The organism is Mesorhizobium sp. WSM1293 (genome assembly GCF_000513875.1).
Classification (GTDB): domain Bacteria; phylum Pseudomonadota; class Alphaproteobacteria; order Rhizobiales; family Rhizobiaceae; genus Mesorhizobium; species Mesorhizobium ciceri.
In genome coordinates, this window is record NZ_AZUV01000024.1 from 46,230 (window position 1) to 68,336 (window position 22,107).

The following is a 22,107-nucleotide window of genomic DNA, read 5'->3' on the forward strand; positions in this document are numbered from 1 at the left end:
GATGTTCATCCTGCGCTTCCTTTGGGCTGTCCTGACATCACGCTGGCTATGGACGCTGATCGGCCTCACGCTGCTTTCCCTGGTCATCTGGGTGTTCGGTCCGATCGTCAGGGTCGGTCCCTATGAACCGTTCGCCTCTGATAACGTGCGCATCGTCATCATTGCGCTGCTGGTCATCTTCTGGCTGATCTGGCTGATCGTCGCCCAGCGCCGGGCGATCCGCGCCAACCGCATGTTCGTCGCCGAGATCGCCGCGCCGGTGGTGGAAAAGCCGCTCAGACCCGGCGAAGAGAATGTCGCGGCCGTCGGTGCCAAGTTCGCCGAGGTGATGGCCGAACTGAAGCGCCGCAAGCTGGGCGGACGAAAGTTTCTGCGCGAAATGCCATGGTATGTGATCGTCGGGCCGCCGGCCACCGGCAAGACCACGGCCTTGCGGCAGTCCGGGCTGAATTTTCCGATCGACCTCACCGACGACCTGCAGGGGGTCGGCGGCACGCGCAACTGCGACTGGTTCTTTTCAGAACATGCGGTTCTGATCGACACGGCCGGCCGTTATGTCCAGCAGGAGAGCCAGCCCGATGTGGACGCGGTTGAATGGCTGGGCTTCCTCGACCTGTTGAAAAAGCACCGCGGACGCCGCGCGCTGAATGGCGTAATCGTCGCGCTTTCGATCGACGTGCTTTGGGAGGGCGATGAAGCCATCAAGGCGCACGGCCGCAAGATCCGCCGCCGGTTGGCCGAACTCAACGACCGGCTCGAAATCCGCCTTCCGGTCTATCTGATGCTGACCAAGGCCGATCTGATCAAGGGCTTCGAGGCTTTCTTCGGCGGCTTGTCCACGGCTTCGCGCGAGCAGGTGTGGGGGACCACCTTCGCGCTGGAAGCGCGTGTCGATGCCAAGACCATTGAACGGGAAATTTCCGCGCTGGCGACGGAACTCGAGCGGAGGCTGGTGCCGCGGCTGGAAGATGAGGACAAACTCGCCGCCCGTGCCGAGATTTTCCGCTTTCCCGCCCAACTGGCAAGCCTGTCCGAACCGATACAGGTGCTGGTCGAGGCAATGTTCGGCGAAAGCCGGTATGAAGAGGTCGCCTGGCTGCGCGGGCTCTATCTGACATCGGCGACGCAGGAAGGAGCGCCCATCGACCGGCTGACCGCGGCGCTGTCTTCGTCCTTCGGCCTGCCGCTGCGACGGGCGCTGCCCGCACCAAGGGTCGAAAAACGCAGCTTCTTCCTGAAGAACCTGCTGACCGAAGTCATCTTCAAGGAAGCGGGCCTCGGCACGTTCGATCCGCTGGCGCAACGGCGCCGCGCCTGGATCTGGCGGGGTGCGGCAGCCGCTTGCGCGGCGGCGGCATTGTTGGCCGGCGGGTTGTTCACCTGGTCCTATTTTGACAACCGCAACGCGATAACGGCCCAGGCAGGCCAGTTCGAAGCGCTGCAGACGCCGCTGACCTCCATCGCTGCAACGCCGGCATCGGTGGAGCAGCCCGCCATGGACGGCGCGCTCGGTGCGATGGACGCGGTCGCAACCGCCCGGACAGCACCGCCTGGCGCCGCACAGGATCTGCTGGGACCATCGGCCTCCGCGGAAATGGTGCGGGCGCAGACCGACACGTACGATCATGCTCTGCGCAATATTCTTGAGCCACGCATGATCGCCTTGCTCGAGGCGACGATGTGGCGGCAGATCCGCGACCCGGATTTCATGCTCGGAGCGCTGAAAACCTATCGCATGATGACGGGCCTGTCTCAGATGGATCCCGATTACGCCCAAGACTGGTGGGCGAACAGCTTGCCCGAATTCGCGGCCGCGGCACCATTTCCGACCGCCGATGCCGAAGAGCATCAGCTTGCCGCCATCCGCCGGATGACGGTCGACGAGAGCTATGTCGCGCCCGACCAGGCCCTGGTTGCCGAAGCGCTGAAAACGGTGTGCACCATTTCGTTGCCGGCGCGCGCCTACAAACAGTTGCTGGCCGATCCGGCAGTGGCCGGGCTCAAGGAGTGGGTCCCGGCGAATTTCGCCGGCCCAAACGGCGGCAAGGTGTTTGCGCGCCGTTCAGCCAAGACGCTTCGCGTCGGCATTTCCGGCGCCTTCACCTATGCCGGATTCCACGACGTCATTCTCGATCGCATCGACGATGTCGCCGCACAGGCGGCGCTCGATCGTGCCGTTTTCGCTGGCGGCTGCTCGGAGAACTCCGAAACCTCGGTTTCGGCGCTGTCCGAGGATATTCTGAAGCTCTACTATGACGACTATATCGCGCAATGGGACAGCTTCCTGCGCGACATGAGGCTCGCGCCATTGACCGATCTCATCGTCGCCAGTGAGAACCTCAAGGATCTTTCGAGCGCCGATTCCGCGCTGAAGCGCCTGCTGACGGCAGTGGTGCAAGAGATGGAGCTCACCCGTTCGGATGACGCGCCCGCCGGAGATGACAAGGCGGCAGCCAAAGGCGGCTCGAAACTGCTCGGCAAACTGGGCAAGCTTGGCAAGATAGTGAAAACAGGGGCAAAACTGTTGCCACGGGCGGGTTCGGCCAGCGAGGTGGACCTGACCGGCAATCTTGTGGCCGAGCATTTCAAACCACTCAAGAGCACCATTGCCGAGGTCGATGGCCAGCCGCCGGCACTGGATGCTGCGGTCGTCGCGCTGACCGCACTTTCCAACGTGCTGCAGACGGTCACCGCGAACCCCAATCCGCAGGATGCCATCAAGAAGCAGGGCGGCCTTGCCGAGCTGACGGGAGCGGTCGCCCGGCAGGCACAGATCCTGCCCGACCCTATCAACGCCTGGCTGGGCGGGATTGCCGGCGACACCAGCAATTTGACTCAGAAGGCGGTCACTTCGGAGCTCAACGCCATCTGGCGGGCCGATATCCTGCCTTTCTGCCAGGCGGCGCTGAACGACCGCTATCCGTTCAGCGCCGAGAGCGCGGTGGACGTCAACGTGCGGGATTTCGCAAGGCTGTTCGGACCGGCCGGGCTGATCGACGGTTTCATCAACGACCACCTGATCAACTATGTCGACATGACCAGCCAGCCGTGGAAGTGGCGCGCCGATTTCGGCCTTGATGCTTCGGCCCTGGCGGCATTCGAGCAGGCCAGGCACATCCGCGACGATCTGTTTGCGGGCGGCAGCGGACCCGTGATGAGCTTCACGCTTGAACCGAAGGACCTGTCTCCCAACGTCACGCGCGTCACGCTCAATCTCGATGGCCAGAGCCTCGTCTACTACAACAACGCAACGCGGCCGCAACCCATGACATGGCCCGGCAAGGACGGCACGGGCGTCATCTCGCTCGCCTTCCAGCCGATCGACGGATCGCCTGAAATAATGCTCAACGAAACCGGCAGCTGGGCGTGGCTGAGGATGCTCCGCAGTGGCCGCTTCGCCAGCACTTCGCTGACCGATGTCTACAGCCTGCGCCTGGGCACGAAGGGCATGTATGCCGATTTCGAACTCAAGGCCGCCAGCGTCGAAAACCCCTACAATCTGGAAATGTTCAAGAAGTTCACATGTCCACCGCAGATATGATCATCGGCTTCTTCGGTAAGATTCCGGCGACTGGAGACTTCGTCTCCGCGAACCTGCCGCGGACTTTCATCGACCGCTGGGACCGCTGGATGTCGATGGAACTGCTGGCGAGGCCGGACGAGGGTGAACTGGACTCGCGTGTCTGGCGCTTTACCGTACCCGCCGCGATTTTCTGCGACCAGCCATGTGCTGGCGTCTGGCGGATGAGCGAAGACCGCGTCGGGCGACGATACCCCTTTGCCATCGTAAGGCTTGGACCGCCGCCGGAGCCAACCGCCGGATGGTTTGACGAAATCGCCGCCTGCCTCAATGGCGCTGTAGAAGGTAACTGGTCAACCGCCAAGCTGGCAGAGACGCTGTCCTTGCTCAGAGAAACGAGCACGGGCGACGCGTCTGCCATAACCTTCTGGTGCGATGACTTCGACGTCACCGAGTTTAACTTCGCTGATATCCATGATCTCGCCGACAACGCCTTGCCGAAGCTGCGCGCCACCAAGCCCGCAATCGAGGATATCTGACGATGGGCCTTACTGTCTTCGCCGAGAGCATGGGCTTTTTTCACAAGGGCAGTGGTGGCAAGGGCATTGCGCCGGGCGATGTCTGTCTCAGCCCTCCTCCGCCGCCGGCCGGGCCTGTGCCTGTGCCCTATGTAAACATGCTGCAGGCCAGTGACCTTATCAAGGGAAGCAAGAGCGTTAAAATCGATGGCGAGCCGACCGCGCTCGAGAACGCGTCCGAGATCATGATGAGTTCCGGCGACGAAGGCGGCGTTCAGGGCGGCAACGTCGTTACGCACAAGATCAAGGGCAAGGGCTTCTTCATGCTCTGGTCCTTCTTGGTGAAAGTTGAGGGCAAGGGGGTTGGCCGCCACGGCGATCCGATGGGCCAGGCGGCAGCATCCGCGCCCGCGGGTGCATGCGACATGTCCGCCCTTGTCCGGTTCAAGCGACGAAAGGCTTTCTCAGGAAAGAAGAAGTGCTCCCGCCATTACGAGCGCGCAGGCAAGGGATATGGTCCTACTACCACGCAGACTGCCCATATCCAGGGCAAGCCGTGCTGGGTGATCGGGCCAACAGGAGCACGTTGCGGAAAACCGGGCAAGACGGCCGACCACCAGCCCCCGATCGTCATCGCATGGTACAAGGGTGGCTGCCGGAACGGAGCGGCGTTTAAGAGATGGGCAGTATCCAACGCTGCGGTTCAGCCACAATGCGCCAACCACAGTCTTAACAATGTGCAGAAAGGTATGGCCCATTTTACGCGTGGTAATCCGACCATTGCCCAGGTTCAGCAGCGCATCAAGACCTATCTGGCATAAGGATACACGCGCATGAATGCCTTCGATCGCCTGTATGGCAATTACGTTTTTGACCTGCGTGAAGCCTTGGGCGCGGCCAACGAGTGGTGGGCAAAGCTTCAGGTGAAGATTGCCGGAGAAACCTCTTCAAAAGAGGAGGCGGCTCGGATGATCGAGACCCGTTGGCCGTTCGGTCCGTCCTCGCATCCATTCGTGCTGGCGGTCTTCCGCAAATATTACCTCAGCGTGGTGGCGATCAACGAGGAAATCGAGACCCACGGCCACGCACATGGTTCTGTTGAACGGATTCCGCCGTCGGAGGACGACTGGGGTATCGACGACGAAGATGAAGACAATCGGCGATTTGAAGACGGTGTTCCAATCGCTCCCTGGCTGCTGCTCGTGGACGCCCTGCATGGCGAAGACGAGGACCTCGTCGACGCCGTTGTCTGGCTGGTCTACCAGCCGGTCGGTCTCGACGCCAGCGACCACGTCGTCTGAGAGGAGCCGAGCCATGTCCCCGATCCTTACTCCGCATCGACGCGAGCAGAACATTCGTCGCCTTCTGGAAGCGCCGGACGACCTCATGCTCTCCGGCGCACCGCTCGCCGGATCGGCCGTGCCACAGCCGGGAGCGCCGCGTTATCGCGAACTGTTCACGACGTATCTCGATGAACTGCGGCCGCACGTGGAGCGCGTCGCCTCTGATTGGCAGGAGGCGATGACCTATCAGACTGGCAGGCTCGGCAGCCCCGAGGCCGCGCGGGACTTCCTGATCCAGGAATATCCGGCTGGTCCTGCCGCCGACATGCATTTCATCGCGGTGGTGCGCAAGTTCTGGCTGGCCTGCGACGCGCTCAACCACGGGTTGGGTGCAACCGAATCCGTCGACCCGCCAAAATTCCTACTCGCATGGGTGATCGAAGCTGGCGAGAACATTTGCGTCGAAGTGCTGGCCAGCCAACCTTACTGGCCTGTCGGCCTGTCCAAAGAGAGGCGTTGGTGCTGACATGGCTGCCTTCAACGTCTGGATAGAGAACCGAACGCCGTTTGCCGTCGCCACCATGGTACAGGTCGACGCCGAGGGTCAGGAGATCATGGTGGCCATGTTCTCGGCGAGTTTCGAGGCGGCCGACGCGGGCGCCCCATTTTGGCCGGCCGCCGAACAACTTCCCGTGGCATTGAGCGACGAGCCGTTCGGCGACCCCGCAGCGTCCTCGATACGCTATGAGGCGGATATCGCGCCAGTAAAGCCAGTCGCCGAGGTCATCGTCAATGGCACCGCATACGCGCCGAACAGCAAGCCGGTTCGCGAGATGCAAGTTGGCTTGAGAATTGGCGTAATGCGCAAGACGCTTCAGGTTGCTGGCGACCGTATCTACGACGCAGGCAGCTATTCGACGCCGCACCCCTTCCGCACCATGTCGCTGGTCTATGAGCGCGCATATGGCGGCACGACCGAGGACGGACGCGTCGAAATTCGCAACCCGGTTGGTGTTGGCTTCCACCATGCTCGCTCGGCCGACCCTGCGGTGAAGACTCATGCTCCAAATATAACCTATCCGGGGGAGCCCTATCTCAGCCCTTCCGACCGGCCGAAGCCTGCGGGATTCGGTGCAATCGGGCGGGGGTGGCAGCCTCGAATCCGCTATGCTGGGACCTACGATCAAGCCTGGACTGACACCCAGTGGCCTCTTCCACCTAAGGATTTCAATCCCCAGCATTATCTTTGCACGCCGCCGGACCAGCATCTGCCGCAGATACTAGGTGGGGAGGATGTGACGCTAATCGGCCTAACGCCCGAAAGCCGCTGGGAATTCCGCCTCCCATCCGTCACCGCGCCGGTGCGGCTGATCTTCGATGATCGCATCGAGGACGCCGCGTTCCGGGCCGACACGGTAGTAATCGAGCCCGATCTCAGGCGCGTTACGCTCAAGGCCCGTCTTGCTGTATTGACGCGACGCAACGCGCCCGCGCTGCGGGAGATCGTCTTCGGCCACGTGACGCCGATGTTCCTTACCGCCGCCCGCAAGGGCAAGGAATACACAGGAATCGGAGGCGACGGAACGCTACTCAACCAGCCTGTGTGGCGGCCATGAGGCGACCGCTTTATATCACGGGCGCAGGCGCTGTCACAGCTGCTGGCCTTAACGCTGCGCAGACGCTCGCCGCCATACGTGCCGGTCTATCAGCCGTCGATGCTTGGATGACCAAGGATGGCGAAACAATCACAGTTGCCCGCGTGCCGGCGCGGTCCCGGCTACGCCAAAACGAAGGCGAGTGGCTCGCCAACATGGCCGCCCGCGCGATCAACGAAGCGATGCGCACCGGCCAGGTGCGCACCGAGGCGACGGCGATTCTTATGACTCCACCAGAGAGCTTTCGCGAGCATTCCGCCTACGGGGACATCCGCCCGCCAGCCTTCCTTGGTGCGATCATCGCGGCGACCGGGCAGCATTTCCACCCCGCGTCACGCGCTGTGGACGGCGGCGCGGCGGCCAGTCTTGGCCTACTTGAACGCGCCATCTATATCCTGGAAACTGAGGGCGCCGAGCAGGTGCTGCTCGGCGGCGTCGACAGCCTTGTCAACGACACCGATCTAGCCCGGCTCGCTCGCGCCGGACGCCTTGTTGGGGATGACAACGCGCAGGGTCTGGTACCAGGCGAAGCCGCCGTCTTCGTATGTCTCACCCGCGAGCCTAAGACGGTGGGTCCTGTCCATGTGGCGATCCACGGGGTCGGCACGGCGCAGGAGAGCGATGGCGTGTTGTCGGAGCGGTTCAGTCAGGGCCGGGCAATGCTCGGTGCCCTGCGCGATGCTATCAGCGGATCGGGTCCCGCCGAACCAGACATCAATTTCGTCGTCAGCAACGGCAATGGCGAGCGTTACAGCGGCTGGGAGCAACTCATGGTGCGACAGCGCTTTTACCGTACCCGCCGGGAAGTCCTGCCCACCGCCTATCCGGCGATGACGATCGGCGATATCGGCGCTGCCGGGGGGGCGATGGCCCTGATGCTGGCCGCTGACAGTTTTATGAACGACTATGCGCCGGGGCCGACCGCCATGTGCGAGGTGGCTTCCGAAGGCGGCCTGCGCGCGGCCGCGGTGATGGCCGGCATGACCCGCCCTTAAGCTTTGAGCTTAACTTACATCCAAGCCGGGAACCGGCGCGTCCTGCGCCAATCGGTCAGCGGCGCATCCGGTTTGGCGAGCGCGGCGCGCATTGCGTCCAGCCGAAGCCTGCGCATAGAATGGAAGGGCTCGTGATTGCCCCCGCCGCGCCCCTCGTCCCACCACGCCGTCACGCGGTCGGCTACCGGAAGCGGGCTGGCCGTCACGGGTTCAAATTCCTTGCCGAGCACAACCGGGTCTATCGTGAAGAGGTCGGTATCATTGAAATCCACATCGAGAAGATCGCGCAGCGCCAGCCCGGCAGCGAAGACAAGCTCCGGCTCACGCATCCTCGCGATCAGCCAGGGCATGACCGACCGGTCGCCGACGAGGCCGATCGCCGCTGTCGCGGTGGCGCGCAAGGCAGGCTGCCTCAGACCATCCTGCAACCAGCTTCGGCCGGTCTTCAGGGGCGTCGTCAGAAGGCGCATCTCAATCGCCGCGGCCGCGAGGCCCGGCTCTGCTAGCACGATCCGGTCGAGCACCGGGTGAGCCGAGCGCGCTTCGCCAAGAAGGCAAGCCGCAAGGGCGGCCGTCAGGCGTTCCTTCGGCGTGTCGCCGTCAAGTCCGTCAAGTCCGGCCAGCACCGCCGGAAGGAGGTCTCGCCGTTTGAGCCCACCAGCAAGCCGAAACGCACGCCTGCGAACATCCGGATGCGGATTGCTCAGCAAATCGCCGAGGCGAGCACCGGGATCGACGCGGTGATGCCAGAGTGCCGCGAGGCCGAGGCCACGCAGCCGCGCATCGCGCGCGTCCAGCCATTCGGCCACGAACGGACGCAGGTTTTCGCGCGGCGTGCGCGCGATCGCGCCGGACAGAGCCGACACGCCAACCTCGCCTAGCGTCGCCGCGGCGTCGATCGCCAAGGCAACGGCTTCGGCATCGCCCCAGCGCAACGCCAGCACGCCGAGCACGAAAAGCTCGCCGGGCTCGGAATAGTCGGCGAAATGCGCCTGGGCTGCCTCCCAACCGGCTTTTCCGGATGCCATCAGCCCGTCGAGATTTGCATTCAGGCGCTGGTCGATGCGGCCGATATCGGTTTCACCCAGGATGGGGCGATCGATTTCATGGCGGCGACGGAACCAAAGGAAGGCCGCGTCGCTAGCGTGCTGGTCCACGATGTCAGCGATGGACGCGATGCGCTGCATCGTGAACGCCTCAGTTGAGATGGATGGCCCCGCCACGGATGCGGTTGGTGCCGCTGGCGTGGCTCGTCAGCTGGCTGCCGCGAATTGTGATCCGCCCATCCTTCTCCAGGATGATCGACGCCTGGCCGCAGCGCAGCTCGATGCGCTGGTCTGCGGCTATGGACACCCGTTCACCGTCGCGGATGATCTGCAGATCCCTGTTTTTGCGTAGCGGCTCGACGATGCGTCCCACCACAAGAGGCCTCGTTGGATCGCCGCCTTCAAACAGTAAGGCCACTTCCGAACCTATCGCGGTGGAATCTAGCTCAGCCAAGCTACGCGCCGGGATCGCGGTCTCGCGGGGATTGCCGACAAAGACCACCAACGGCATTCCGCCGTCAAAGCCGATCAGGAGCCCTATCGCCACTCCGTCAATCCGGTTGACTACATTCATTGCCAGTCCTCAATTATTGTGAACGTTGCTGCCCTTAATACTCACGTTACTGGAAGCACTGACATCAATCTTACCGCTGCCTTTTATCGCGATATCCTTGCCTTGGATCAAAATCGTTCCATCCTTCTTCATAGTAATCGATGCATTTCCGCATTCAAAGGTAATCGAATCCTTCCCGTTGATCATTATATTCTTTCCCGAAGCGATAGACATGTCTTCAGCGACGTCGATGGCGCTGCCCTTGCCGACCTTGAGCGAATGCGCTCCATCGATTTGAGTGCCGTCATCCGCCGTGATCTTGGCAGCCCGACCCTTGCCGATCGTCGAAGTAAGATCGCCGTCTACATTGAATGTCTGATTTCCATTAACTTTCACCGTCTGATTGGATTTTATGGTCCAACTGTCGGAAGCTCCGATGTCATGGCTCTGTCCCAGCGCCACGCTGACGGAGCGGGTCGCCCCGATCGTGTTTTTCTGAACCCCGGCAACGCTGCGGGTCTCCGATGCTCCGACCGTATCGACACGCGCAGCGCCAACGCTCACCGTCTGCACAATCCCCACCGTCTGCGTGTGATTGGCGTCGATGTTCTCCGTCGAGTTCGACACGACATGGATGGTCTCGTTGGCCATGACCGTCAGCGAACGGTTGGCGCCCACTGTCTCGGTGTCGTTCGAGCCGATGTTGGTGGTCTGGCCCACGCCGACCTTGACGGTCTTGTTGTTTCCGACGTCCTCGTCGAGGTTGTGGCCGACGGAGTGCTTGGCGTCGTGGTCGATGCGGTCGGACTGGTCGTGCTGCACCAGCTTGGTGCGGTCGTGCTTGACCAGAAGGTTATGGTCCTTCTGCGCCTGGAAATTGACCAGTTCGGAGCCGGCCTTGTCCTCGAACATCAGCTCGTTGTAGCCGCCACCGCCTTTGGAGGAGTCGGACTTCCAGCCCGATTGCGTGGCGCTGCCCGGCAGCCCGTAGGGCGGCATCTGCGAGGCGTTGTAGACCCTGCCGGTGATGATCGGCAGGTCCGGGTCGCCTTCGATGAAGTCGACGATCACCTCCTGGCCGATGCGCGGGATCTGGATAAAACCCCAGCCGCTGCCGGCCCAGGTCTGCGACACCCGCACAAAGCAGGAGCTGTTCTGGTCCTTCTTGCCCAAGCGGTCCCAATGAAATTGCACCTTCACCCGCGCATATTTGTCGGTGAATATTTCCTCGCCCGACGGACCGACCACCGTCGCCGTCTGGGGGCCGCGCATGATCGGCCGGGGCGTGATCCGTGGCGGACGATAGGGCAAGGCGGTCGGCGCCAAGCCGAGGATCACCTTGAAATTCTCGCTGTTGACGTCAGCATGGGCTCTGTAACCTGGATCAAACAGTCTGTATTCGGCGCTGACCACCAGATACTCCTGGTTCTGGTCCTCACGCGGAAAGCTATCCAGCTTGAACGTGCAGCCCGAATAGAGGCCGCGCACGGTCCCGACGGCGGCGATGCGCTGGTGGACGGCCTGGATTTCCTCGCGCCGGATCGCGGCCAGGCTGTCTCCCCGGCCCGTTTCGAGATGCGCGCCGGGCTGGCGGTAGTTCTCACCCGCTGCCTCCTTGTGGCTGAACGGCTGGGCCGACTTGGCCATGAGATCGGCGCCCGGCTTCGTGAAATCATAGTCAGTGTGGGCATAGGCGCCTGGGCGCACCGAACTGCCCGGTATCCATTCAGTGATGTATTCGACATCGCGCCGCGAACCCTGACCTTCAAAGTTATAGAGCACTTTCTCGCAGCCCGGCGCGGGCTTCAGCTTGCTCATCGCATCGGCCAGGACAAGCGTGTGCTTGCCGTCACCATGCTCGAAGAAATACAGGATGCCTTCATGCTCCAGCAGCCGCTGCACGAAATCCAGATCGGTTTCGTCGTATTGCACGCAATATTCGCGCGGGGGATAAGACCCTTGCAGGCGCAGGTCGAATTCCGCGATACCGTACTTCTTGAAGATGTCTTTGACGATGTCGAGGACGCTCTTGTTCTGGAAAATACGGCAATCGGTGGTGTTGCCGAGAAACCAGAGCCACGGCCTGATGACCGCCTCATAGTAGGCCAGCCGATCTTCCAGCCGGGTGAGCCGGAACTCGGAGACGATGCCGCTGAACCAGCGTTTCGGATCGGATTCAGCTTCGATCGAGAGCGGCCCGCCCAGCATCTTCAACGGATCGATATCGGAGTCGGTGCTCACGAATCCGACCGTATAGGCAAAACAACGGCTGATCTCATCGCGTCCGACAAGATGCGTGAAGGTCAACAGCTCGGAGCCAACCGGTGTGCGGACAACGGTGGCACGTTCATTGGGCATGGGTCGAGCCCCCTCCTGGACGCGGCCGCCAATGTGATGGATTTGAAGTTCCCGCTATATTAACAGCATTCCGTTCAGGAACTTCTTAGATCCGCCACGCCAGGCCATGTTGAGCCTACCACATGTTTTCCTGCTGGCCAAAGAGGACATGGGGCGACAGAAACCTAAACCGTATCGCGGTTGGTCGGATTCACGCGCTGCACCTTCAGGTCTTGTTTCATGCAATGTCGTTTTCTCAAACGGAGGGCACTTTTGGGCGACATGCATTAACCAGCCGGTTCATCGGCTTGAAACGCTTCTGTCCTGTTTTACCCGCAAGCTGCTAGAATGGCGGAGTACCGATCAACGATCGACGGCGATCTCGGATGCACATCAGTCTGGAAATCAACAATGTCGACGCCTTGCCCGCTGGTACCTCGACCAGCTACGCGGCGCGTGATCGCGGCTTCGAAATCGGACGCGATGCTTGCGACTGGACCTTGCCGGATCCCGACAAGTTCATCTCGGGCCGACACTGCGAGGTTCGCTACGAGGCGGGCGCGTTCTGGCTGCACGACATCTCGCGCAATGGGACTTTCATCAACGGATCGAGCCAGCGCATGACCGGGCCACACCGGCTTGGCCATGGCGACCGGATACTGATCGGCCGTTATGTCATCTTGGTATCGATCGACGAAGAGCGCGCCACGGCGGGCTACCCCAGCTACAAATCCGAGCAGCGAGACATGCCGCCCGCGACAGGCCGACCGCTGGAATTCAAAGATGCACCTTTCTTCGATCCCGCGCAGCAACGGCCCGGGCAGCGCATTCCGCCGCACTCCCCACCCCTGCCTTCGACCAGAGACGAGGTCTTGCGGGAGATCGCGATCGGAGCCGGCATTTCGCCGGAATTGCTTCAATTACGCGACCCGCATGAAGTTGCCGCCGAAATCGGCGCGGTCCTGCGGGCGGTGGTCGAGGAACTGACGTTGCTGCTGAAAGCACGTGCGGCCGCGAAAATGCTGGCCAAGAGCACACAACGAACGATGATCAGCGCCGCCGACAACAATCCGCTGAAGTTCGTTCCAGGAACCGACGAAATCCTCGAAATCATGTTCGCCCGTCGCAGGGCCGGCTATCTTGATGCCAGGCGCAGTATCGAGGACGCATTCCGCGATCTGAAGACGCACGAATTCGCCACCTATGCCGCCATGCAAGCTGCGCTCTCCCGACTGCTTGACGACCTGTCGCCCGAGGCGATCGGCAGGAAACTCCCGCCTACGTCGTTCACATCGAAGAAGGGGCAGGCCTGGGACGCCTATGTCGCGACATGGCGGACCATGGAGGAGGCACATGAAAACGGCATGCTGGACATCTACCTGGCGTATTTCAGCGAGGCCTACGCCAAAGCCGACAAGCAAAAATAGGCGATCCAGGAAACGCCTGGCAGGCCAATCAGAAAAGTCCTCCGACGCCCGGCATCCGGTTCCAATAAACAATTTCTGAGATTACAATCGCGTACGACAGTTCGCCAAGCGGGTAAGACTCATTGACCTGGGGGTCTGCGGCAATGTCATGCTACGGCGGGACAGGATTTTCTGGCCAATCCTTCTGCGGACACTGCCGCGGCCGACCGGAGCTGCCCCTTTACCCGACCAGAAACCGTCTTGCGCCTGTCTCGCCCAATCGCGGGTGTCCCGCCTGCACGGGTGATCGGCGATGAGCTCGAAGGACGACCCCTTCGGTCCGGCGGGCAAGACCGTCATTCGCGCAAATCCACGGCGCACGCAAAAACCGCCGCCGGTTCCGGAGCAATCCATCGCGGACACCTCCAGGATCGAGGATTCAACCGTGTTCGATCCTGGCGTCGTGCGGCCACCGGGCTGGGTATCAGGAACCGTCATCTATCAAGGCCCGGCCCTGGGTGCCCCAGCAGGTACCAGCTCTTCGGCCGCCGCATCAAAGCCGCCCATCGAGCAGCGCATGCTGCTCGGCGCCGCCGAGGTGGTCAGATACTGCGCGGCAAACACTATTCTCGCTGCGGCCGCTCCTTTGCTGATGCTGTTTGGGCAACTCAGGCTGATGCCTGTCGAAAGACAGGCGGAGCCACTGGCGCAACATGTCGCTGAGGCCATCGAAAAATTCGACCGGACGGTGGAGAAATCGGACGTTGCCGAAGAGGATGCGCGGATTGCGCGTTATGTTCTGTGCGAAACAGCCGACGATCTCATCGGCAACCTGCCTTGGCCTGGGAAAGACGACTGGTCGCAACGCAGCATGTCGTGGCAGTTCTTTCATACCCAGTCCTCCGGCACAGGCTTCTACGAAGCACTGAACAAGATCCTGGCCCATCCCGAGACACATTACGATCTGCTCGAACTGATGCATGTCTGTCTGTCGCTGGGGTTCGAGGGCCAGTATCGCGGCGTGAGGCGCGAAGACAACAATCTCGAGCGCGTTCGACGCGACGTCTACGAGACGCTTCGCTACTTCAGGACGCGTGCGGGTGAAGACATCTCGCCGCGCTGGCAGGGCTTGGCCGAGACGATGACGCAGTCCTCGGCCCGCCTGCCGCTTTGGGTGGTTGCCGCGTCAGCGTCGGCGCTGCTGGCGGCAGCGTTCTTCGCATTGCGGGTCTTCATCTCCAATGAAGGCGACGCCGCCGCAGGTGAATTGCTGGCACTCAACCCATCAATACCCGTCGCTATCGAGCGCGCCAGCGTGGCGCCGCTGGTCGAGCCAGCCAAAGTCGCCCCACCGGCGGCCAACGCTCAGATCGATCGTATTCGTGCGGCGCTGGCCAAGGACGTCGAAGGCGGCGGACTGGCCATTGGCACCAAGGGCGACTTCATCGTCGTGGAAATCAACAATCTGCTGCTGTTCCAGTCCGGCAGGGCCGAGACGAAGCCGGAATTTCAGCCCATCGCCGCCGACATCGCCGCGGCTCTTGAGCACGAGCCTGGACCGATCCGGATCGTCGGCCACACGGATAATGTCAAACCGCGTCGGTCGAGCGCCTTCAAATCCAACTTCGACCTTTCGCTGGCCCGGGCCAAAGCCGTCGAAGCGCTGATGGCCGCGAAATTCAGCGATCCCTCGCGACTGACGGTGGACGGCAAGGGCGAGGACGAACCGATCGCCGAAAACGCGACGCCGGAAGGCCGCGCCAGGAACCGCCGTGTCGATGTGATGATCCCCAGGGAGGAGACATTGTGACGACCTGCTGGAAGCATCCATGACGCGTTGGCTGCTGCGGATATTCAGCATGACCGCGCTGATCGGCTTCGCGACCGCCATATGGTTTGCCGGCCCCTTGATCCGCTTTGCCGATAGCCGGCCGCTCGGGCCTGCCTGGCTGCGTGCAACGATCATCGGTGTAATCGTGGCGACGCTGGCGCTTGTTCACGGGCTTCGTTTCTGGCAGGCGAGGAAGGCGCAAAAAGCGCTCGAAACCGTCGTTGCGCACAATGATGACCGCGATGATGACGATGGGCGGCTGCTCGAAGCCCGCATGAATGAGGCCTTGGCGGCGCTCAAAGGGTCGAGCGGCAAGCGCAACTTCCTCTACGACGTCCCCTGGTACGTCGTCATAGGCCCGCCGGGTGCCGGCAAGACAACGGCACTGGTCAATTCGGGGCTGAATTTTCCGCTTGCCGGTTCAGGAGACGCCCAACCGGTGGCCGGCATTGGCGGAACACGTGCCTGCGACTGGTGGTTTACCGACCAGGCCGTGTTGATCGACACCGCAGGTCGCTACACGACGCAGGATTCCAATGCTGAGAGCGACAAGAAGAGCTGGCTCTCCTTCCTGTCACTGCTCAAGAAGCACCGCGCCCGGCAACCGATAAACGGCGTCATCCTGGCCATCAGCCTTGCCGATCTGATGAGCTTCGACGACCGGCAGCTAGATACCCACGTCGCCGAGATACGCAACCGGCTGAGGGAAATCCACGAGACGCTGAAAGTTCAGTTTCCAGTCTATCTGATTTTCACCAAGGCCGATCTTGTCTCCGGTTTCCTGGACTACTTCGGCGGTTTCGACGAGTCACGAAGGCGCAAGGTGTGGGGCGCGACATTCCAGACCGCGGAGCGCGACAGGAACATGGCCGCTGGAGCCCCTGCCGAATTCGATGCGCTGGCAAAACGACTGGCCGACGAGATGGCCGACCGCCTCCAGGAAGAGGCTGATCCCGTCACGCGCATCTCCATCTTCGGTTTTCCGGCACAGTTCGGCGCACTAAAGGGCCGAGTTACCAGCTTTGTCGCCGCTCTGTTCGATCCCGGACGCAGCCAGGTGAATGTCAGCCTGCGTGGATTGTATTTTTCGTCCGGCACGCAAGAGGGCACGCCTATCGATCAGGTGCTGGGCGCGATCGGCCGCAATTTCGGCGGCAATTCCCGCCCTCACCTTTCTGGAACCGGCAAAAGCTTCTTTTTGCATGATCTGCTGACGGACGTCATTTTTGCCGAATCGGGCTGGGTTTCGTATGACAAATCGGCTGCAAGGCGTGCGGCGATCGTCAGATTTGGTGGCCTGGGTGCCATAACGCTGATCGCCGCCGCCGCACTGGGTACGCTCGCCCTGAGCTTTGCTTCCAACCGGTCGCTGATCGCCTCCACAACGCTGGCCATGGGCCAGTATCGCGAGACGGCGGCCCCGTTGCTCCAGGCCAGCACGGTCACCGATGTCGACCTTGAAAACGTCATCGGCCCGCTTGACCAGTTGCGCGATCTGCCGGCCGGGTATGAAACCGGTGACTTGCCGACACCGTTAGAGGAGACGTTCGGCCTCAGCCAGAGGGAGAGACTTCTTTCGGCATCCAAAACAGCCTATCGGCAGGCGCTGGAGCGACTGCTCCGATCGCGCCTGTTGATCCAGGCCGAGCGGACGATCCAGGCCAAGATGGCCGATCCCGTCGCACTCTACGAACCGTTGAAAATCTATCTGATGCTTGGCGGCAAGGCACCGAAGGTCGATGACGCTTTGATCGTTTCGTGGATGAAGCGGGACTGGGAGCAGAACCGATATCCGGGCGAAAACAATCGCGAAGGACGCGAGCAGCTCGAAAAGCACCTGCGCGCCATGCTTGCATTGGACGACGCCTATGATCCGGTCTTCGAACTCAACCAGCCGCTTGTCGAAGCCGCTCAACGTTCACTCGGGCGTATGAGCCTTGCCGATCGCGCTTCGGCCTTGATCAAGTCGGCTATATACGCAGCGGTGCTGGACGATTTTTCACTGTCTCAGAAAGGCGGGCCGGAAGCGCAGCTGCTGTTCGAGCGCATCGATGGCGGCGATCTGTCAGGGCTTCGTATTCCCGGCATCTATACTCATTCCGGCTTCAACACCTTCTATCTCCGGCAACTGTCGCGCATTGCGCAGATGCTTGTCGACGAGCAGTGGGTTCTCGGGGGCGGCGGCGAACAAGGCGACATCAACCAGCAATTGCTCAAGCTCGGCCCCGAACTTCTTGATCGCTACGGCAAGGAGTTCGCGGCCGCGTGGAACGGCGTTCTCGGCCAGTTGAAATTCAAGGCGATGCTGACGGACAAGCCGCACTACATCGCGCTTTCGGCCGCTGCCTCCCCAAGCTCACCGATGAATCAGCTCTTTGCGGCAATCGCCGATGAAACAGCTCTGACGCGGGACTCAGGTGACGGCCCCGATCCCGGCACCGAGATCGAAGGCACGGTCCAGAACCCGCCGCGCAACCCCGCGGATCTGGCCAAGGGCCTGGCCCGCATCGGCATAACAATCGCCAGCGGCAAATCGCAAAGCCGCGCCGGCACCGGGGCCGCCGACGCACGGAACTTCAGTCCAGGAGCAAACATCGAAGCGCAATTCAGACCATTCCAGGCCCTGGTGAACGGCCCTGCCGGACATCGCCCGATCGATGCTCTGACCCAAAACTTCAGCGATATCTATCAGAGCCTGCAACTGGCGGCCGAAGTTCCTTCGCAGACGGAACGCGTCAATTCGAACCTGCAGCTGCAGATAGCCACGCTTCGCGCCAATGTCTCGCGCCTGCCCAAGCAACTCGGCCAGATGGTCAACGCGACGGCGGATGAGTTCGAAGGCAACGTTGCCGAAACCTCGGTGACCAACTTAAATCAGATACTTGACCAGACGGTCACAGCCCCTTGTGAAGCCGCAATCAGCGGCCGTTATCCCTTCGCCCGCGACGCCACCGAGGATGTTGCGATGGCAGATTTCGCCAAATTGTTCGCCCCTGGCGGCTTGCTGGACCGGTTCTTCGCACAAAATCTAGCATCGCTGATCGACATGACCAGCCAGGACTGGACTTGGAAACAGGATGCGCGCTTTGGACGCGACCTGTCGAAATCGACCCTGAAAGACTTCCAGCTTGCGGCGGAAATCCGCAGCGCCTTCTTCCCATCGGGCGGTTCGTTGCCTTCGGTCAGCATCACTTTCACACCGTTCTCACTGAATGGCGATGTCGATACGGCGATACTCGACGCCGAAGGCCAGATCGTCTGGAGCAATCAGACGGGCAACGCGCCGAGCGCGGTCACCTGGCCGGGCGAGGCAGCTTCCGCGTCCGCCAGCCTAAGCTTGACGCCGGAGATGCCAGGCCGCGAATCCGCCATCAAGTTCGAAGGGCCCTGGGCGCTGAAACGACTTCTGGACAAGGCTGCCGTCACCGGCGACGACAGCAACATGCAAGCGCGCTTCGTGATCGGCGGACGCGACGTTACTTATGCTCTCCAGACAGGCTCAGGCTCCAACCCCTTCTTCCTCCCGGCCCTGTCCGGATTCAGCTGTCCCAAGGCGTTTTGAACAGGGTTCATCTGCTGAACATGGCGTCGGTCCGCTGACCACGGCGTTCAAAGCCTGGTTTTCCTTAGTTTTCGATACTTTAATGTTCGAGCCTGTGGCAAAGTGGCGCCAGCGAGCGTCCAAAGGTGCGCCGCAGAAGGACGCTTGAAAAGCGCTTGGTGGCAAATTGAATACTGTCGCCCTTTCCGTTGAGAGCTTCGGCGTGAGCCACAAAGGCTGTGTCCGTGAGCTCAATGAAGACAGCTATCTGGTCGAGCCACAAACTGGCGTCTGGGTGGTAGCCGACGGAATGGGTGGACATGACGCCGGAGAGGTCGCTTCCGCCAGTATCGTCGATCATCTGTCAACAATCGGCATTGCGAGCTCAGCTCCCGATCTTCGCGCCCGCTTCGAGGACAGGCTGGGCCGGGCCAATGCCGAGATCCGAGGCATATCTGAATCCCGCGGCATAACCATCGGTTCCACCGTTGCCGCCCTGCTGGCGATGGACGGGCGGTTTGCCTGCCTGTGGGCGGGTGACAGCCGCGTCTATCTTGTCCGCAACGCCTCGATCTCGCAGATCTCGAGAGACCACACCGAAGTTCAGGAGCTCATCGACCGCGGTATCATCAGCGCAGCCGAAGCACGCACGTGGCCGCGCCGCAATGTCATCACGCAAGCGATCGGCGTCAGCGACGAGATTGTCATCGATTTCCAGCAGGGAGAAATCATGCCGGGGGATATTTTTGTGTTGAGCACGGATGGTCTGACGGCGCATGTCACCGACGCCGAGATCGAGGCGGCGACGGTGTCGGCGACACCTCAGGCAGCCTGCGAGAACCTGCTCGACATGGTGCTGGCGCGCGGCGCAACGGATAACGTCACGATCGTCCTCGTAAAGATAGGACACGAGCGCGATGGCCAATTGCCTCCTCCATATCTGCATAGAGCGAAGGCCTGAGGTTGATGGGCTCCGACGACAAGACGCGCATATCGGGGGGCATGGCCAACACCGTCGTAGGCACGCAACTCAGCGGCATCTACGAGCTCGACGAACGCATCGCATTCGGTGGCATGGGCGAGGTTTACCGTGGTCATAATATCCAGACCGGTGACCATGTCGCGATCAAGATCGTCTTGCCCGAGTTCGCCCGTGACCAGACGATCTTGTCGCTGTTTCGCAAGGAGGCATTGATCCTCAATCACCTGTCGCATGACGCGGTCGTGCGCTACCACGTCTTCACGATCGATCCCGGGATCGGCCGTCCCTACCTTGCCATGGAATTCGTCGACGGTGAGTCGCTGTTCGACATCATGCGGCGTGGCGCGATGCCGGCGGCTGATGTGCGCAAGCTCTGCCACCGCCTCGCCTCCGGCCTGAGCGCCGTGCACCAGGCGGGAGCAATACACCGCGACCTCTCGCCCGATAACATCATCTTGCCGGGAGGCCGGGTCGACCGCGCGAAGATCATAGATTTCGGTATCGCCCGGTCGGCGAGTGTCGGCGGTGAGACCCTGATCGGCGGAAAGTTTGCGGGAAAATACAACTATGTTTCACCCGAACAGCTCGGGCTCTACAGCGGCGATGTCAGTGAGCAATCCGATATCTACAGCCTGGGGCTGGTGCTGGTTGCCGCCTTGCGCGGCAAGCCAATCGATATGAGCGGATCGCAATTCGAGGTCATCGAAAAGCGCCGGACCGTGCCTGATCTCACCGACATCGACGATGATTTTCGTGACATCGTTGAACCCATGCTGCAACCGGATCCGCAGGACCGACCGGTTAGCATGGCGGAAATCGCCAGGATGACGCGTGACGAAAACGAGGAGACAACCCCGCCGGCGTCCATCACACCCCGCGATCGGTCGGCTTTGCCGCGAACCTTTGCATCCGGCAGCAAAACCCAGGCACGATCACACAATGTTGAGAGGCACGACGACGCAGCCGCAGCGGGCCCAGGCGGACAGCCCTTCGTAGAGCACGTGCGGCCCGCGCATTTGTTCGAACGGCCGCCTCCGGCGCCGATGCCGCGCGAGGCCACGGCGCGTTTGCCTGGAAGGTCCACAAAGACCCGAACCCTGGCGATCGCTGGCTTGGCGATGCTGGCCGTGGCCTCCGGCGCGGGCCTTTACCTGGGCGGCTTCATGACGCCTGCCACACCGACTGCCGGCAAGACATCGCTTTTGCCACCGGAGCCGTCCAAGCTCCCGCCCGGCCTGTCAAAGCCGCCCCTGGCGGACTCTGCCGCCCCTGAGCCGGCAAAGGCAGTTTCGCCCGTGCAGGCCAGCGGACAGGCGGCTGAAAATCCGGCAGATACGTTGGGGGTTCAAAAGCCGGAGCCAACCAAGCCCGCCGAAGTCCCCTCGCAGAACGACGTCGTCGCGAAGCCACCCGCAACGGACGCCAGGCCGCCACCCGAAAAGGCATCGCCGCCAATCCAGCCGGATACGATGACCAGCGACAGTCAAACGTTGGCCGCTTCCAGTGAGACAACCGCCCCGACGCCGCCGGTAGAGAAAGCCTCGACGCTGCCGCCCGCTGAGCCCAAGGTTGGCGAGAGCCAAAAGCCCGAACCGCAGGCCAGCAAGCCGGCGGCACCCGCAACGCGGGAGCCCAATCCCACTGCGGCCCCGCCGGCTGTCGCGAACGCCGAGAGCCCTGCCTTGCCGACAAGCAACCAGCCGGACCAACCTGCTGTCGCGTTGAACGTGCCCAAACCAGAGATTCCCCCGGCCGTCGACGACATCGCCCAACGGGTGTCATGGGTTCGCGACTTCGGCGGCGGCGACTGTTTCTATGCGACGATGACCTCAGCAACCGACAAGGCTGCCGCGATCGAAGGCTTTGGAACATCGGTCCAGCCATTCGAAGGCATGCTGGCCGAGTTCCAGGCCAAATTCCATGTCGAGCCGGACATCAGCGTCCGGCTCATTGAACCAAGCCAATGCGAAGTCACCAATTTTCTGCGCTTTATCGGGCAGACCGCATCAGACAAGCCGCAGCTTGTTCTCGATCGGACATCGGTGCCAAACGGTACGCCGATCAGCGGAACGCTGGTGACGCGTGGCGGGCTCAGGTCCAGCGTGCTGTTGATCGACCATAAAGGCATGGTGTTCAATCTCGACGACCGCATCGTCGTAGAACCCGGCAAGGCTACTTTCAGCATCCCGATTGGTCTCGGGGCCGCCGACAAAGCCGCCGGAAAGGCGGTGCCGCAGATCATAATGGTGATCACGGGCCCTCAGGACATCCAGGCAGCCGCGTTCTCCACGCCCATGCCAGCCTCGGTGCTGCTCCCCAAGATTCTCGAAGAAATCGAGACCGACGGGTCTCAATTCTCGGCCACCGCCCAGTATTTCCGGCTCGGCGGATAGCATGGGCGCCCGATGCAACTCAGCCGCTCTGACCCGCCGATAAAGCA

Annotated in this window: 15 protein-coding genes; 12 read left to right on the forward strand and 3 right to left on the reverse strand. The window is 61.8% G+C overall.

What is annotated here, in order from left to right; translation table 11 throughout:
- Window position 1 precedes the first annotated feature (1 nt).
- The 7 genes from tssM (M729_RS0124780) to M729_RS0124810 all read left to right on the forward strand — a co-directional run bounded on the left by tssM (M729_RS0124780) (window position 2) and on the right by M729_RS0124810 (window position 7,971).
- Window positions 2-3,541, forward strand: coding sequence for a type VI secretion system membrane subunit TssM (tssM, locus tag M729_RS0124780; protein WP_027163188.1), 3,540 nt, complete (start codon window positions 2-4; stop codon window positions 3,539-3,541).
- A complete protein-coding gene (tagF, locus tag M729_RS1000000136615; RefSeq protein ID WP_084652707.1) occupies window positions 3,523-4,059 on the forward strand; it encodes a type VI secretion system-associated protein TagF in 537 nt (178 codons plus the stop codon). Before tssM (M729_RS0124780) ends, tagF begins: the two co-directional genes overlap by 19 nt.
- A 2-nt stretch (window positions 4,060-4,061) precedes the next feature.
- A complete protein-coding gene (locus M729_RS1000000136620; protein WP_050596339.1) occupies window positions 4,062-4,859 on the forward strand; it encodes a PAAR-like domain-containing protein in 798 nt (265 codons plus the stop codon).
- A 12-nt stretch (window positions 4,860-4,871) separates the two neighbouring features.
- The gene (locus M729_RS0124795) at window positions 4,872-5,339 is read left to right on the forward strand and encodes a hypothetical protein (protein WP_027163189.1); all 468 of its coding nucleotides are present in this window, start codon (window positions 4,872-4,874) and stop codon (window positions 5,337-5,339) included.
- A 13-nt stretch (window positions 5,340-5,352) separates the two neighbouring features.
- Window positions 5,353-5,847 carry a hypothetical protein gene (locus M729_RS0124800; protein ID WP_027163190.1) on the forward strand — a complete coding sequence of 165 codons (495 nt, stop codon included), beginning with the start codon at window positions 5,353-5,355 and terminating at the stop codon, window positions 5,845-5,847.
- Window position 5,848: 1 nt separating this feature from the next.
- Entirely contained in the window at window positions 5,849-6,937 is a 1,089-nt protein-coding gene (locus M729_RS01000000135735) for a DUF2169 domain-containing protein (protein WP_050596340.1), read from the forward strand.
- A gap of 107 nt (window positions 6,938-7,044) precedes the next feature.
- Entirely contained in the window at window positions 7,045-7,971 is a 927-nt protein-coding gene (locus M729_RS0124810) for a beta-ketoacyl synthase N-terminal-like domain-containing protein (protein ID WP_156949330.1), read from the forward strand.
- Between the two features lie 14 nt (window positions 7,972-7,985).
- Here M729_RS0124810 and M729_RS0124815 read toward each other — a convergent pair whose 3' ends face one another.
- From M729_RS0124815 to tssI, 3 genes are read right to left on the reverse strand one after another with little or no spacing between them, the layout of a single operon-like run.
- Window positions 7,986-9,158 carry a hypothetical protein gene (locus M729_RS0124815; RefSeq protein ID WP_027163192.1) on the reverse strand — a complete coding sequence of 391 codons (1,173 nt, stop codon included), beginning with the start codon at window positions 9,156-9,158 and terminating at the stop codon, window positions 7,986-7,988.
- Between the two features lie 10 nt (window positions 9,159-9,168).
- The gene (locus tag M729_RS0124820; protein WP_027163193.1) at window positions 9,169-9,591 is read right to left on the reverse strand and encodes a DUF6484 domain-containing protein; all 423 of its coding nucleotides are present in this window, start codon (window positions 9,589-9,591) and stop codon (window positions 9,169-9,171) included.
- A gap of 9 nt (window positions 9,592-9,600) precedes the next feature.
- The gene (tssI, locus tag M729_RS0124825; RefSeq protein WP_027163194.1) at window positions 9,601-11,928 is read right to left on the reverse strand and encodes a type VI secretion system tip protein VgrG; all 2,328 of its coding nucleotides are present in this window, start codon (window positions 11,926-11,928) and stop codon (window positions 9,601-9,603) included.
- Between the two features lie 365 nt (window positions 11,929-12,293).
- Here tssI and tagH point away from each other — a divergent pair, with 365 nt between their 5' ends.
- From tagH to M729_RS0124850, 5 genes are all read left to right on the forward strand, one after another.
- Window positions 12,294-13,334 carry a type VI secretion system-associated FHA domain protein TagH gene (tagH, locus tag M729_RS0124830; protein ID WP_027163195.1) on the forward strand — a complete coding sequence of 347 codons (1,041 nt, stop codon included), beginning with the start codon at window positions 12,294-12,296 and terminating at the stop codon, window positions 13,332-13,334.
- A 292-nt stretch (window positions 13,335-13,626) separates the two neighbouring features.
- Window positions 13,627-15,123 (forward strand): type VI secretion system protein TssL, long form, encoded by a 1,497-nt coding sequence (tssL, locus tag M729_RS0124835; RefSeq protein WP_027163196.1) that lies wholly within the window; start codon window positions 13,627-13,629, stop codon window positions 15,121-15,123.
- A 19-nt stretch (window positions 15,124-15,142) separates the two neighbouring features.
- Window positions 15,143-18,706, forward strand: coding sequence for a type VI secretion system membrane subunit TssM (gene tssM / locus M729_RS0124840; protein WP_027163197.1), 3,564 nt, complete (start codon window positions 15,143-15,145; stop codon window positions 18,704-18,706).
- Between the two features lie 166 nt (window positions 18,707-18,872).
- Entirely contained in the window at window positions 18,873-19,646 is a 774-nt protein-coding gene (locus M729_RS0124845) for a protein phosphatase 2C domain-containing protein (RefSeq protein WP_013525286.1), read from the forward strand.
- A 5-nt stretch (window positions 19,647-19,651) separates the two neighbouring features.
- Complete coding sequence (locus tag M729_RS0124850) at window positions 19,652-22,060, forward strand: serine/threonine-protein kinase (protein WP_027163198.1); 2,409 nt, start codon at window positions 19,652-19,654, stop codon at window positions 22,058-22,060.
- The last annotated feature ends 47 nt before the right edge of the window (window positions 22,061-22,107 follow it).

Excerpts from the sequence above, each read along its gene's own strand:
- tssM (WP_027163188.1), top strand. The coding sequence starts at position 2 with ATGTTCATCCTGCGCTTCCTTTGGGCTGTCCTGACATCACGCTGGCTA.
- tagF (WP_084652707.1), top strand. The coding sequence starts at position 3,523 with ATGTCCACCGCAGATATGATCATCGGCTTCTTCGGTAAGATTCCGGCG.
- M729_RS1000000136620 (WP_050596339.1), top strand. The coding sequence starts at position 4,062 with ATGGGCCTTACTGTCTTCGCCGAGAGCATGGGCTTTTTTCACAAGGGC.
- M729_RS0124795 (WP_027163189.1), top strand. The coding sequence starts at position 4,872 with ATGAATGCCTTCGATCGCCTGTATGGCAATTACGTTTTTGACCTGCGT.
- M729_RS0124800 (WP_027163190.1), top strand. The coding sequence starts at position 5,353 with ATGTCCCCGATCCTTACTCCGCATCGACGCGAGCAGAACATTCGTCGC.
- M729_RS01000000135735 (WP_050596340.1), top strand. The coding sequence starts at position 5,849 with ATGGCTGCCTTCAACGTCTGGATAGAGAACCGAACGCCGTTTGCCGTC.
- M729_RS0124810 (WP_156949330.1), top strand. The coding sequence starts at position 7,045 with ATGACCAAGGATGGCGAAACAATCACAGTTGCCCGCGTGCCGGCGCGG.
- M729_RS0124815 (WP_027163192.1), bottom strand. The coding sequence starts at position 9,158 with ATGCAGCGCATCGCGTCCATCGCTGACATCGTGGACCAGCACGCTAGC.
- M729_RS0124820 (WP_027163193.1), bottom strand. The coding sequence starts at position 9,591 with ATGAATGTAGTCAACCGGATTGACGGAGTGGCGATAGGGCTCCTGATC.
- tssI (WP_027163194.1), bottom strand. The coding sequence starts at position 11,928 with ATGCCCAATGAACGTGCCACCGTTGTCCGCACACCGGTTGGCTCCGAG.
- tagH (WP_027163195.1), top strand. The coding sequence starts at position 12,294 with ATGCACATCAGTCTGGAAATCAACAATGTCGACGCCTTGCCCGCTGGT.
- tssL (WP_027163196.1), top strand. The coding sequence starts at position 13,627 with ATGAGCTCGAAGGACGACCCCTTCGGTCCGGCGGGCAAGACCGTCATT.
- tssM (WP_027163197.1), top strand. The coding sequence starts at position 15,143 with ATGACGCGTTGGCTGCTGCGGATATTCAGCATGACCGCGCTGATCGGC.
- M729_RS0124850 (WP_027163198.1), top strand. The coding sequence starts at position 19,652 with ATGGGCTCCGACGACAAGACGCGCATATCGGGGGGCATGGCCAACACC.